At 60.0% G+C, this 12609-nt stretch carries 17 protein-coding genes; 7 read left to right on the plus strand and 10 right to left on the minus strand.

Features of this window, described 5'->3' with window-relative positions:
• Window positions 1-2: 2 nt before the first annotated feature.
• The 3 genes from RA27_RS06145 (at window position 3) to purF (ending at window position 2751) form a co-directional block, all read left to right on the plus strand.
• A complete protein-coding gene (locus tag RA27_RS06145; protein WP_039535865.1) occupies window positions 3-584 on the plus strand; it encodes a CvpA family protein in 582 nt (193 codons plus the stop codon).
• 474 nt (window positions 585-1058) lie between these two features.
• A complete protein-coding gene (locus RA27_RS24360) occupies window positions 1059-1214 on the plus strand; it encodes a hypothetical protein (protein ID WP_193746472.1) in 156 nt (51 codons plus the stop codon).
• A gap of 16 nt (window positions 1215-1230) precedes the next feature.
• Window positions 1231-2751 carry an amidophosphoribosyltransferase gene (gene purF, locus RA27_RS06155; protein ID WP_039535868.1) on the plus strand — a complete coding sequence of 507 codons (1521 nt, stop codon included), beginning with the start codon at window positions 1231-1233 and terminating at the stop codon, window positions 2749-2751.
• A gap of 209 nt (window positions 2752-2960) precedes the next feature.
• Here the strand turns inward: purF and RA27_RS24670 are convergent, their stop codons facing one another.
• Complete coding sequence (locus RA27_RS24670) at window positions 2961-3110, minus strand: hypothetical protein (RefSeq protein ID WP_241484008.1); 150 nt, start codon at window positions 3108-3110, stop codon at window positions 2961-2963.
• Between RA27_RS24670 and RA27_RS24675 the strand changes: the two genes are divergently transcribed.
• The gene (locus RA27_RS24675) at window positions 3109-3249 is read left to right on the plus strand and encodes a hypothetical protein (RefSeq protein ID WP_241484009.1); all 141 of its coding nucleotides are present in this window, start codon (window positions 3109-3111) and stop codon (window positions 3247-3249) included. The genes RA27_RS24670 and RA27_RS24675 overlap by 2 nt on opposite strands.
• 42 nt (window positions 3250-3291) lie before the next feature.
• Window positions 3292-3936, plus strand: a complete 645-nt coding sequence (locus RA27_RS06165) for an SDR family NAD(P)-dependent oxidoreductase (protein WP_039535873.1) — start codon at window positions 3292-3294, stop codon at window positions 3934-3936.
• Between the two features lie 62 nt (window positions 3937-3998).
• Here the strand turns inward: RA27_RS06165 and RA27_RS06170 are convergent, their stop codons facing one another.
• From RA27_RS06170 to RA27_RS06190, 5 genes are all read right to left on the minus strand, one after another.
• A complete protein-coding gene (locus RA27_RS06170; RefSeq protein ID WP_039535876.1) occupies window positions 3999-4841 on the minus strand; it encodes an ATP-binding protein in 843 nt (280 codons plus the stop codon).
• 61 nt (window positions 4842-4902) lie between these two features.
• Window positions 4903-5712: a hypothetical protein gene (locus RA27_RS06175; RefSeq protein WP_039535878.1), complete on the minus strand. Its 810-nt coding sequence runs from the start codon at window positions 5710-5712 to the stop codon at window positions 4903-4905.
• A 141-nt stretch (window positions 5713-5853) separates the two neighbouring features.
• Entirely contained in the window at window positions 5854-6729 is an 876-nt protein-coding gene (gene tatC, locus RA27_RS06180) for a twin-arginine translocase subunit TatC (protein ID WP_039535880.1), read from the minus strand.
• Window positions 6726-7184: a Sec-independent protein translocase protein TatB gene (gene tatB, locus RA27_RS06185; RefSeq protein ID WP_039535882.1), complete on the minus strand. Its 459-nt coding sequence runs from the start codon at window positions 7182-7184 to the stop codon at window positions 6726-6728. Before tatB ends, tatC begins: the two co-directional genes overlap by 4 nt.
• Window positions 7185-7190: 6 nt before the next feature.
• Window positions 7191-7406 carry a twin-arginine translocase TatA/TatE family subunit gene (locus RA27_RS06190; RefSeq protein WP_039535883.1) on the minus strand — a complete coding sequence of 72 codons (216 nt, stop codon included), beginning with the start codon at window positions 7404-7406 and terminating at the stop codon, window positions 7191-7193.
• A 219-nt stretch (window positions 7407-7625) separates the two neighbouring features.
• Here RA27_RS06190 and RA27_RS06195 point away from each other — a divergent pair, with 219 nt between their 5' ends.
• Complete coding sequence (locus RA27_RS06195) at window positions 7626-7931, plus strand: hypothetical protein (RefSeq protein WP_039537060.1); 306 nt, start codon at window positions 7626-7628, stop codon at window positions 7929-7931.
• Between the two features lie 21 nt (window positions 7932-7952).
• Window positions 7953-8624: a YafY family protein gene (locus RA27_RS06200; protein WP_039535884.1), complete on the plus strand. Its 672-nt coding sequence runs from the start codon at window positions 7953-7955 to the stop codon at window positions 8622-8624.
• A gap of 62 nt (window positions 8625-8686) precedes the next feature.
• Here RA27_RS06200 and RA27_RS06205 read toward each other — a convergent pair whose 3' ends face one another.
• The 4 genes from RA27_RS06205 to RA27_RS06220 all read right to left on the minus strand — a co-directional run bounded on the left by RA27_RS06205 (window position 8687) and on the right by RA27_RS06220 (window position 12578).
• Window positions 8687-9850 carry a peptidoglycan DD-metalloendopeptidase family protein gene (locus tag RA27_RS06205; RefSeq protein ID WP_039535885.1) on the minus strand — a complete coding sequence of 388 codons (1164 nt, stop codon included), beginning with the start codon at window positions 9848-9850 and terminating at the stop codon, window positions 8687-8689.
• Between the two features lie 58 nt (window positions 9851-9908).
• Window positions 9909-10559, minus strand: coding sequence for a protein-L-isoaspartate(D-aspartate) O-methyltransferase (locus tag RA27_RS06210; RefSeq protein ID WP_039535886.1), 651 nt, complete (start codon window positions 10557-10559; stop codon window positions 9909-9911).
• Window positions 10556-11338: a 5'/3'-nucleotidase SurE gene (gene surE / locus RA27_RS06215; RefSeq protein WP_039535887.1), complete on the minus strand. Its 783-nt coding sequence runs from the start codon at window positions 11336-11338 to the stop codon at window positions 10556-10558. The genes RA27_RS06210 and surE overlap by 4 nt, the downstream gene beginning before the upstream one ends.
• Window positions 11339-11456: 118 nt before the next feature.
• Window positions 11457-12578, minus strand: coding sequence for an ABC transporter ATP-binding protein (locus tag RA27_RS06220; protein ID WP_193746473.1), 1122 nt, complete (start codon window positions 12576-12578; stop codon window positions 11457-11459).
• Window positions 12579-12609 lie beyond the last annotated feature (31 nt).

Here is a 12609-nt window from a genome sequence, read left to right on the forward strand (position 1 = left end):
CCATGGAAGGTTTTACAATAATTGACGGGGTTGTGGCCCTGATCATCGTGCTGTCGGGCTTGCTGGCCTATTCGCGCGGTTTCATGCGCGAGGTTCTGGCCATCGCAGGCTGGGTTGCTGCCGCCGTGCTGGCGTTCATCTTCGCCCCGCAGGCCGTGCCATTGGTCAAAGAAGTCCCGGTGGTCGGAGAGTTCCTGCGCGACAGTTGCGAGCTTTCGGTTATCACCGGCTTCGCTGCGGTTTTCGCGATCGCCCTGATCGTGGTCAGCATCTTCACGCCGCTGTTCTCATCATTGGTGCAGCGTTCGGCGCTTGGCGGTCTGGATCAGGCGCTTGGATTCTTCTTTGGCATCGCACGCGGCATCCTGCTGGTTGCGATTGCGTTCTTTGTTTATGACACCGTGATGACCGGCCAGTCCTATACCATGGTCGATGAAAGCCGTTCGGCAAAGGTCTTTGAACAGTTCAGCGGCAAAATCGAAGAACAAAACCCCGAGGCCGCTCTGGGTTGGGTGACCGCCCAGTACGAAGAACTGGTCGCAAGCTGCACCGCTGACAATGCGGCAGACGCATCAGAAGGCTGATCTGACCCGCAACATTCGCAAAAAAGCCCGGTATCGACCGGGCTTTTTTTGCTTCATAATCTGCACAGATCAGACAAACCCTTCGCCGCCGCAAATGTTGCACCGGATGGTCTTCAGGCCGAAGCACCCGTCGCACCGGCTTGAAACCGGCTTGCCGTACTGATCGCGGCTTTTGATCACCTCACCAGAGCCCTTGCAGATTTCACATGGCGCACGTCCTGCCCCGCGGCACCGATGGCACCGCCGCTTGACCGGATCTTGTTTTGGAGAGTTCTGCTTGTGCTGCCACATGGCTGCCTTCCATCCAAACCGTTCAGGGTGTCTGATCCTGACACCTGAGTTGAATGACAGCACAGGTTCGCGGTTTTGTCACCATTTACCCCGGTCAGGCATAAATCCTGCGTGCGACAAACCGGAATTGTGATCCTTTGATGACACGCGCTCCGTTAGGCATTATGTGGAGGCCGTACCGACATGGAATCGGAGCTGCCGATCTTGCTGTATCTGTTTTCTTTCGCACTGGCCGCCCTTGTGCTTGTGCCTGTGAGCCGTCCGGACGGGCAGCACCATACCATCCAGATACCTAACCGCAGCCGGTCCAAACTGAACGCCAGCCAGATCAAGTCATAGAAATTGGAGCCCGTGTATGTGTGGGATTTTGGGGATCGCAAGCCGGACACATGATGTCTTTGCGGAAATCTATGACGGCTTGCTGATGCTTCAGCACCGGGGTCAGGATGCCTCGGGGATCGTCACCTATAACGGCGAGTTCTTCCGCGAGAAGAAGGCCAATGGGCTCGTCAAGGACGTGTTCAACGCCAGTGACGCCGAAACCCTGCTGGGCAAGGTGGGCATGGGCCATGTCCGCTATCCCACCGCTGGTTCGCTCAGCGCGGCCGAGGCACAGCCGTTCTTCGTAAACGCGCCCTACGGCATCTATCTTGTCCATAACGGCAACATCACCAACACCGAAGAGCAGCGCGAGAAGGTCACCGCGAAATACAGCCGCCACCTGCGCACCACCTCGGATTCCGAGGTTCTGCTGAACGTGCTGGCCGATAAAGTGGCAGATGCGATCAAGGTTAACGGCAATGCCGATCCGATCCGCAACCTGTTTGCGGGCGTCAAAATGACGATGGAGCGGGTACAGGGCGCCTATTCGGTGATCTGTCTGGTCGCAGGTGTCGGGATGCTGGCCTTCCGCGACCCATACGGCATCCGCCCGCTTTCGGTGGCCAAACGCGAGGCACCGGGTGACGGCGATGACTATGCCTTTGCGTCCGAGGACGTGGCCTTTGGCATCAACGGTTTCGACAAGCTGCGCGACCTGCGCGCTGGCGAGGCGATCCTGATCGACCTCGACGGCAATATGCACGAGTTTCAGGCCGTCGAAGGCCAGCTGACGCCATGCATTTTTGAGTACGTCTATCTGGCGCGTCCGGATTCGCTGCTGGATGGGGTCTCGGTCTACAAGACCCAGATGCGTATGGGGCAGACGCTGGCGAAGCAGATCCAGGATTCGGGTCTTGAGATCGACCGGATCATCCCCGTCCCCGACAGTGCCCGTCCCGTGGCGCTTGAGGCCGCGAAAATCACCGGCATCCCCTATCGCGAAGGTCTGGTGAAGAACCGCTATGTTGGCCGCACCTTCATTATGCCCGGTCAGGCGGAACGGCAGAAATCGGTGCGTCGCAAGCTGAATGCGGTGCCGCTGGAGTTCGATGGGCACAACGTGCTCCTGATCGACGATTCGATCGTACGCGGCAATACAATCAAGAAAATCGTCCAGATGTGCCGCGAGGCGGGGGCGAAAAAAGTGTATATCGCCAGCGCGTCACCTCCTGTGAAGTATCCCAATGTCTATGGCATCGACATGCCCACCAAGGCCGAACTGGTCGCCAACGGCAAAGAGATCGAGGAGATACGCGAAGAACTGGGTGCGGATGCGCTGTTCTATCAGAACCTCGACGATCTGATCTGGGCTGCGCAGGAAGGTAACCCAGAGATCGGGGCCTTTGATTGCTCGTGCTTCGACGGCAACTACGTCACCGGCGTTGATGAGGATTATCTGGATAGCCTCGAGAACAGCAGCCGTGTCAGCAAGAAGCGCGAGGATATGGGGGTTGTCGGCAGTTCGTGGAACTCGGCCAAGCTGGCCTCGGGCTGACAAACCTCCGTTCGGCGAATCGCATAGTCGGAGTGAGGCTGTCCAAAAAAGCTGGTGCGCCGCTCGTAGGACAAAATCCGCCTACAACCTTTTGCTGAACGCGCAGTTTTTGCAGTGGCTTCTCGGAATGGCAATCTGGCCATTCGGGATCGGACCCGGCAGCTCTGTTGGTTCGCCGAAACCCGTGCTACCCGGGCGCCCAGAACCACTCACAGAGCAGGGTCCGGGCGCACAGTCCGGCCGCAGATCATGGCCAATACGACGGTTAAAAGCGCCGCCACGCAGACGGGGGCTTTGAAGAAGAATTCGGTTTCGGTTTTGGGAATATTTGGCCCCAAGGCCGAATTGAGGGCGCTCATGCGTCTGTCTTCGGGGCGGGTCAAGAAAGTAAAGCCCGGCAGCCGTGTAGCGTCGGGCAAGGTCATCGCCATCGATGAAGAAGGCGTCGTGCTGCGACAAAGCGGCCAGAACCGCCGGATCGGCATTCCGGGCAACTGATCCCGACTTGACGCCCCGCGCGCACAGGTTCAAACCGCAATCATGACTGATCAGACAAAAATCGCCCTCATCACCGGGGCCTCACGCGGGCTGGGCGCCGCCCTGGCCGAGGCGCTGGCCCCCGATTACCACATCGTCGCCGTCGCGCGCACCACAGGCGGGCTGGAAGAGCTGGACGATCGCATCCAGGCCAAGGGCGGCTCGGCCACTTTGGCACCGATGGATATCACCGACCCGGATGCCATGGCGACGCTGTGCCGTGGCATCTATGACCGCTGGGGTAAAGTCGATCTCTGGCTACACACCGCGATCCACACGTCGGCTTTGACGCCGGCAAATTTTGTCGATCCCAAGGAATGGGCGAAAGCCGCGAATATCAATGCGACCGCGACGTCGGTTCTGATCCCGTATGTGGCCCCACTTCTGGGTGAGGCGGGCCACGCCGTGTTCTTCGACGACCCGAAGGCCGGTGAGAAATTCTATGGCATCTACGGCGCCACAAAAGCGGCTCAGATGGCGCTGGCCCGCAGTTGGTCGGCAGAGACGGTGCGCACCGGACCGCGTGTGTCCATCGTTGAGCCCGCGCCGATGCCGACAGCCGTACGCGCCCGGTTTCATCCCGGCGAGGATCGGGATGCCTTGACCAGCACGGCTGACGAAGCAGCGCGGATCGTGGCTCTGCTTTAGCAATGGCCCGTGCCGGGCCATGCCTCCGGCGGGGATATTTTTGGCCAGATGACGCGGGCGGACTATGCGATATGGACGCCGTTGCGCCCAGCGAGATCGACGAAGAATTGCCATGCCACGCGGCCTGAACGGGCGCCACGGGTGGCTTGCCATTCGATGGCCTCGGCGCGCAGGATTTCCGGATCGACAGTGACGCCATGGGCGGCGCAATAGCGATCAATCATCGCAAGGTATTCGTCCTGATCGCAAGGGTGAAAACCCAGCCAGAGGCCAAAGCGGTCGGACAGCGACACTTTTTCCTCGACCGCCTCAGACGGATTGATGGCGCTGGAGCGTTCGTTTTCGATCATGTCACGCGGCATCAGGTGGCGGCGGTTCGAGGTGGCGTAGAACACCACGTTTTCGGGGCGGCCTTCAATACCGCCATCCAGCACCGCCTTGAGCGATTTATAGTGCTGGTCATCGTGGCTGAACGAGAGGTCGTCGCAAAACAGGATGAACCGGTGTGATGCGGATCTCAGATGATTCAACAGACGCGCGACCGAGCCCATATCCTCGCGCTGCAGCTCGACCAGTTTCAGATCGGGGTGTTCACCCTGCAGCGTCCCATGCACCGCCTTGACGAGGCTGGATTTTCCCATACCCCGCGCGCCCCAGAGCAGCGCGTTGTTGGCCTTGTACCCGGCTGCAAACCGCCGCGTGTTGTCCAGCAGCGTATCGCGAGACCGATTGATCCCCACCAGCAGGTCCAGATCGATCCGATTGACCTGTGTCACGGGCTCCAGACGGTCAGGCTCGACATGCCAGACAAAGGCCGGAGCCGCATCGAAATCGGGGGCGGCCAGAGGCGCCGGTGCCATGCGCTCCAACGCGTCGGCAATGCGGTTCAGGGCTTGATCGTCCATTGGCTCCTCCGAGGGGTTTAGGGCGTTCAACCATGTTCGCCGCCGCGTCGCAACCGGCCATTTATCGGTTCAGCGCGTCCCCGGGCAAATCGCGGCTGATCGGTTTAGCTTTTCTGACCGCCTGATCTGGCGCGAAGGACTGTGTCCAGTGCAGTGTTTGGTACAGTGCGACGATGCCCGGATCGTTATTGGCCTTGTGGACCAGTAGCTCCCACAGTTCGTCATACAGGTGATCGTTGTCCGATTGCGGATCAATCACGGGCGATACGGACAACCAACCCTCTGCCTGTCGGTCGTAACCTGAAAAGAAGACCACTGCACAGGCACGAGCGCAGAGCGCATCCTGAGGGATAAAGGTCGATAGGCGACGGTCCCAGATGGCGTTGCCGATGGCCAGCGCGCTTGCGCCATCACCGTAGTAGCTGTCGAGAGCGACACCAACCAGATCCGGGTGCTGGGAGAGGATAGTTTTGAACTCCGCCACTCGGGTCTGCGTTATCGCCCCTCTGAGCGTGACAAAACGACCATCTGCCGAGACTGTGGCCCCTGCCTCTTCGGCCTGCGGATCACGCAGGCGAATGGCAGCAACGTCCTGCCGGCTGAGTTCATTGTCGTTCAGCGACGCTCTGCTCAGGCTGATACCCGTCAGATCACTGTGATGCATCGAGACGTGGTACCCGTTGGCCAGTTCGAAGAACGACCAGTTGCCCGACGCGCCTTCGGTGACGTATCGAGTCATTTCACATTCATCGTAATAGCAGAACTCGACTGGTTCGCCCGGACTGTCCGCTGTTTCGGTCCAGACCATCGCCGAAGCGCTCGTCCAAGATGTCAGGATTGCAACGGTCGAAATCAGGGCCTTCGAAAGCATATTGGTAATTACCTCAGATATCTTCTACGGAATCAGTCGGATGTGATGGATGGCATGGGGTATGCGTTCGTCCCAGAGCAGCGCCTGGCGGAACAAGGAAAAAGCGCGCCATCTCGGCGCGCTTTCACAGTTCTGGAGGGTTTACCGACTTTCCTCTTCGACGATCTCGGCATCCGCCTCGGCCTCTTCATCGTCGTAATAGCCGTCCGCACGCAGTTGCTCTTCGCGCTTCTTCTCAACACGGGCGACGAGGAAGATCGAAATCTCATAGAGCCCGTAGACCACCACAAACAGGATGATCTGAGTAATCACGTCAGGGGGCGTCACAACGGCGGCCAGCACCAGAATGCCGACCACGGCATATTTGCGTACCGCGCCCAGACCTTCGGCACTGACCAGACCCGCCTTGCCCATCAGGGTCAGCAGGACGGGTAGCTGAAAGCACAGGCCAAAGGCGACAATGAACTTGATCGTCAGGTTCAGATATTCCTGGGCCGAGCCCTGAAACACCACGCTCAGCGGCGCCGCGCTGACACCATCGGCAACGGCTTCTCCCTCGGCACCAAACTGCTGGAAGCCCAGGAAGAAATCATAGGCCAGCGGCGTGACGACGTAGAACGCAAAGCTCGCGCCCAAAAGGAACATGAAGGGCGAGGCCAGCATGAACGGCAGAAACGCGTTCTTTTCGGACTTGTACAAACCCGGCGCCACGAACCGCCACATCTGCATCCCGATATAGGGGAAGGCCAGAATGAAGCCGCCCAGCAGCGAGACCTTGATGGCGACAAAGAACCCTTCCTGCGGCGAAATGAAGATCAGGCCGCAATCCTGCCCACGCTCAGCCAGAGCCTCGCACAGGGGATGCGTCAGGAAGTTGAAGATCGGCGTGGCCACGCTGAAGCAGATGATCATGCCGATCAGAAACGCCACGACGGAATGGATCAGCCGCGTCCGCAATTCAGCGAGATGCTCGATCAGTGGGGCCGAGCTGTCCTCGATCTCGTCGGTCTTGGTCATGTTTTGCTTTCGGTTTTCAACGCCGCTTCGGCCTCTTCCGCCTTGGCAAGCGCATCTGCGGCTTCCTTGGCCTTACGTTCAGCGGCCGCACGGGCCGAGGTGGCCTGAATCTTCTTCGCCTGCTCGGCGCGTTCAGCCGCCAGTTTGCCGGTCTCGCTCTCAGGGTCGAACTTGGTCGGATCGATGGATTTCGCTACGTCGCGCGCGGCTTCGTTGATCCCGTCCATCGCGGTACTAACCGGATTGGTCGCCGCATTCAGGCCCTTCTTGATCTCATTGACGCCGGCTTCATCCGCAGCCTCGTTCATCGCGGTGCTGAACTCGCGCGCCATACCGCGCGCCTTGCCGACGAACCGCCCGACATTGCGAAACAGAACAGGCAGGTCCTTCGGCCCCACCACGATCAGCGCGACGATGCCGATGACCAGAAGCTCGGTCCAGCCCAGATCAAACATCTAAGCTCAGACCTTGTCTTTGTCGGTCTCAGGGGTGACGTCTTTGGCCAGATCGGATGCGTCTTGTTCGATTTCTTCCGAACCTTCCTTGATACCCTTCTTGAACGAGGTAATGCCTTTACCGACTTCACCCATCAGCGAGCTGATCTTTCCTCGTCCAAACAGCACAAGAACCACGACCGCAATCAGCAGGATGCCTGGAAGGCCAATATTGTTGAGCATGTCTTATCTCCTTCTACATCGGCGCAGCGCGCCGGTGATGTTACCTGGCCCTGTGTCTACGCCCGTATGGGCCATTGCAAAAGTGCGCCGGATCAAATCCGCGTGCGAATTTGAACGGATCGCGCATTTTTTGCGGACTCGCATTTCTCAACTGACAGGTTTATGTCAGTTGAGGCAACCTACAACGACGATATCGAAACCTGGTCAACGGAGAACCACATGACCCATGTCGCAGAAATCGTCACCTTCACCCTCGCCGATGGCACGAAGCCGGAAGAATTCGTGAAACTCAGCCAGGCGTCCGAGACCTTCGTCCGCGCCGCGCCCGGCTTTGCCCACCGCCAACTGAGCCATGGCGAGGATGGCCGCTGGACGGATTATGTTGTCTGGACCGATATGAAATCCGCTCAGAATGCTGCCGCTGCTTTCATGCAGCAAGATTGCGCCGCCGCGATGATGGCCGTAATCAACCCCGACAGCGTCCAGATGCGCCACGAGAACGTGCTATGGAACATGACCGCTTAGGGACGGTCAGGGCAGCGCCTGATGCGCCGCACTGATCGTCTGTTCGACATCATCCAGATCCTGCGCGACGGCAAACTGCACCGCGCGCAGGACATCGCGGACCGGCTTGAGGTGTCGGTCCGTACGATCTATCGCGATATGGACACTCTGGCGGCATCGGGCGTTCCGGTCGAAGGCGAACGCGGCGTGGGTTACATGGTGCGGGAACAGATCACCCTGCCCCCGCTGAACCTGACACCTGCCGAACTAGAGGCGCTGAACCTTGGCATGGCCATCGTGGCCGAGGCTGCCGATCCCGATCTCAAATCCGCCGCCGAATCTCTGGCCGAAAAGATCGATGCCGTGTTGCCCACCCAAGTCGTGGCCGAGGCCGACACCTGGAAGTTCGCTGTCTATCCTTTCGCAGATGCCGCACGCGGGCTGGCCCATATGGCCCCGATCCGCGCCGCAATCAAATCGCGCCAGAAACTGCAGCTCGGCTATCGCCGCATCGACGGCACCCTGACCGAACGTACCATCCGACCGCTTCACATGGAGTACTGGGGCCGCGTCTGGACCCTGACGTCGTGGTGCGAGCTGCGCGACGCGTTCCGCGTCTTCCGCATCGACCTGATCGAGAACGTCCACCCTCTGCCCGAACTTTTCACCGACGAACCCGGCAAACGGCTCAGCGATTACGACCCGCACACGTAATCCGCCCTTCATCTGGCTAAAATATCCCCGCCGGAGGCATGGCCCGGAACGGGCCATTCCGCTCACTTCAGATACGGCTCGGGATCGACGGATTCGAAGCCTTTGCGCACCTCGAAATGCACATAGGCATTGTCACCGCCACGCAACGAGGCGATTTTCTGCCCGCGCCGAACCCGCTCGCCCTTCTTGACAGTGATTTTGTCGACATTGGCATAAACCGTCAGCAGATCGTTATTGTGCTTGATCACAATGATCGGGACCTGATCCGCATCCGCCGTGATCGCCGCGACCGTTCCCGCCTCTGCCGCAGTGACCGAAGCCCCTGGAGCCGCTGCAATGTCGATGCCTTCGTTCTTGCCCTTGGCGTAGCTGCGTATGATCGTCCCGTTCACCGGCATAGCCAGCGCCGAGGTGCCCGAATTGGTCGGTGCTTCGGCGGTGACATCCGGCGCAGGTGCCGCGACCGGTACCTTTTCATCCGGCAATGGCTGAGTCGCGCTTGGCGGCGTCGGGGTTGGAGAGCCCTGCCCGGGTTCCGTCACCGCAGTCGCCGTTGTTGCGGCAGCCGCCGTACGTGGCGCGGCCTGATTCTTGACTGGAATCAGCAGGTATTGATCTTCGCGCACGGTGAAGTCTGACCCCAGCCCGTTCCATTCTGCCAGCGATTCCACCGAAACCTGATAGAGGCGCGAGATCGTATAAGCGGTCTCACCTCTTTTGACCTTGTGCCGGATCGGCTCGGGTCCCGCAGCAACGGGCGCTGGGGCTGCCGCCGGTTGCGCCGGTTCCAGTGTCGAGGTCTGTACCGAACCGGTGTCAGGTGCTTCATCAATTGCGGTTCCGGCGATCGTCGCGATATCTACGCCACTCGCGGCGCCGACCGAGCGCGGCAAGGCCAGCACTTCTCCATCGCGCAAGGAGTCGTTGGGCTGCAGTCCGTTGAACCGGGCCAGCTCGGCTACGGGCATACCAATCCGGGCGGCCACGTCGCCGACCGTGTCCCCACTGCGGGCTACAGCCACTTGATAGTTCGGATAGGTGATCACACCACGCGCATCGGGCGTCGGGCGATTGGCCGTGGCGGCCAGCGCGGCATCCGCCGTGGAAAACCCTCCGACATTCCCGCGCAGGTCATAATCGAACGGCCCTTCACACCCGGCCAGAACTGCCAGCGCGGCAACACCAGTCGCACAGCGGCGCATTGCTGATTTGGAAACTGCTCTCATTTTACTGTCCTCAACACCTGCCCCTGTTCTCCGGGGTTCCGGCGCCTTTAATATACCTTTACGCTCCGTCTTTTCCCAGCCCCTCAAGCAGAGGCACAAAACGGACCGGCAACAATTCGTCGTAATCCAGACCGGTTTCAGTGCGCGTGACCCGGATCAGGGTCTGCACCGCGTCCGACTGGCCCACGGGTAACACCATGATACCGCCGATTTTCAACTGCGCCAAGAGCGGCCCGGGAGGATCTTCGGCGGCAGCGGTCACAATGATACGGTCAAACGGCGCCTGTTCGGACAGGCCAAACGATCCATCCGACAGCATCGCGGTTACATTTGTCAGCCCCAGCTCGCGGAACAGCTGTCCGGTTTCGCGCACCAGCCTCTTGTGCCGCTCGACTGTGTAGACACGGCGCGCCAGTTTCGACAGGATCGCCGCCTGATAACCCGACCCGGTGCCCACCTCCAGAACCGTATCCCGCGGGCGCACCTGCAGCGCCTGCGTCATCAAGCCCACGACCGAGGGTTGGCTGATCGTCTGGCCGCAGGCAATCGGCAGCGGCGTGTCCTCATAGGCGCGCTCGGCAAACAAGCCTTTGACGAACCGACCCCGGTCAATCTGCTCCATCGCAGCAAGCACGCGCGCATCCGTCACGCCGCGCGAACGCAGGGCGAACAGGAATTGCATGATGGTTTCCGCGCTCGGCCCTGTCATTCGATGACCTTCAGCGCCTCAAGCGTGTCATATGCAGTCAGATCGGCACGCATCGGAGTGACCGAGATATATCCTTCCAGATTGACCGCCGCATCCGTGCCCGGAGCAGTCGGGTTATGCTGATAGCCGCCCTTGATCCAAAGGAACCGGCGACCCGAGGGCGAGCTGTGCGGCTCGACCGAGAAATGTGTATCGCGCCGGTACCCCTGCGGGGCCACGCGCGTGCCCAGCACCTCATCCGCGGGAACCGGAGGGAAATTCACATTGTAGAACAGACGGTAATCGCCCTGCTGCTCGGGTGTCGCATCAAGGATGCGGCGCACCAGATCGGCACCATATCTGGCCGCCGCTTCGAACGGGTCGTCCAGCCCCAGATTGCGCGGCCCGAAATATTGCGACAATGCAATTGCGGGCACACCCTGTAACGCCGCCTCCATAGCGCCGCCGATTGTACCCGAATACAGCGTGTTTTCAGCCGAGTTGTTACCCCGGTTTACCCCGGACAACACCAGATCGGGCGGGGCGTCCTTCATCACATCGTGCAGACCGGCCAAAACGCAATCCGCCGGTGAACCTTCGGCGGCATAGCGACGCTCGCCCAGCTTCGCGACCATCATCGGGTGGGTGTAGCTGATGCAATGGCCCACGCCTGACTGCTCAAAGGCAGGCGCGACGACCCAAACCTCGCCATCGGGCCCCGCCAGTTCAGCCGCGATCGCTTCGAGCACAATCAGCCCCGGCGCATTGATGCCGTCATCATTGGTCAGAAGAATTCGCATGCCCGGTCCACCCCTCGTTTTGCCCTTGATAGACCCGCCTCAGCGCTGCGACAAGCAATGCACATGCGCAATCTGCGGCTTTCACGCACCACTTGAGTGAAAATGCGAAGTCAAAGCATCAGGCAGGGAATACAAAACACCGGTCACGACGAATGGTCAGCCACATGACCCGCCCCGTTTGGGGGACAAAGACATTCGGCACGGTCGCTCTCAGGATCGAGCCGTCGTGATCCATACGGAACTCGACAAGGCTTTCGTTGCCCAAAAACCGCGCACGTTCAACCACACCCCGCGCGGCAACCCCGTCCGTGGCTGTCGGTGATGGCCCTTTGCCGTTGCGGTCAAAATCCAGCTTGACGTGCTGAGGACGGAAAACGATTTCGACATCAGTTCCATCCGGCACCCCCGGCGACAAAAATTGCCCGAATGGCGTATGCGCCAGCGCTCCGTTAACTTGCGACTTCAAGACGTTGATATCACTAAAGAAGGCAACCGCCGCCTTATCTGCCGGGCGGGTATAAACATTGTAAGGCGCGCCTTGCTGCACAATCTTGCCGCGCCGCATCAGCGCGATCTCGTCCGCCATCCGCATCGCCTCTTCCGGCTCATGCGTGACCAGCAGAACGGCGGCGTCTTCCTCTTTCAGGATTGCCAGCGTTTCATCCCGGATGCCATCTCGCAGACGATTGTCGAGGCCCGAGAACGGTTCGTCCATCAGCATGATCCGCGGTCGCGGTGCAAGTGCGCGGGCCAGAGCCACACGCTGCTGTTCGCCCCCGGAAAGCTGATGCGGAAAACCGTCGATGAATCGCATCAGATCGACCTTTGTCAGCAGCTCCTCGACCCGCGCGCGTTTCTTCTCTTTGCTGCCTTTCAGGCCAAACGCGACGTTATCTGCCACGTTGAGATGCGGAAACAGCGCAAAGTCCTGAAACATCAGCCCGATCTCGCGCCGCTCGGGCGGCACACGAAACACCGTGTCGCAGATCAGCTTGCCGTCGACATAGATTTCGCCCGAACTTTGCATCTCGACCCCGGCGATCATGCGCAGGGTGGTCGACTTGCCGCAGCCGGACGGCCCGAGAAGACAGGTCACCTGCCCCGCCTGCACCGTCAGCGACACATCATCCACAACTGTTCGCCCACCGAAGCGGGCAACAAGATTGCGGATTTCCAGTCGAGGAGGAGTTGTCGTCACTGTCACCGATGGACCCCAATTGCCTTTCCCGATCAAATCCATCGGGCTTAGGCGGGGATAACAACCCCGCCCA

The sequence above is a fragment of the Ruegeria sp. ANG-R genome, assembly GCF_000813985.1.
GTDB lineage: Bacteria > Pseudomonadota > Alphaproteobacteria > Rhodobacterales > Rhodobacteraceae > Ruegeria.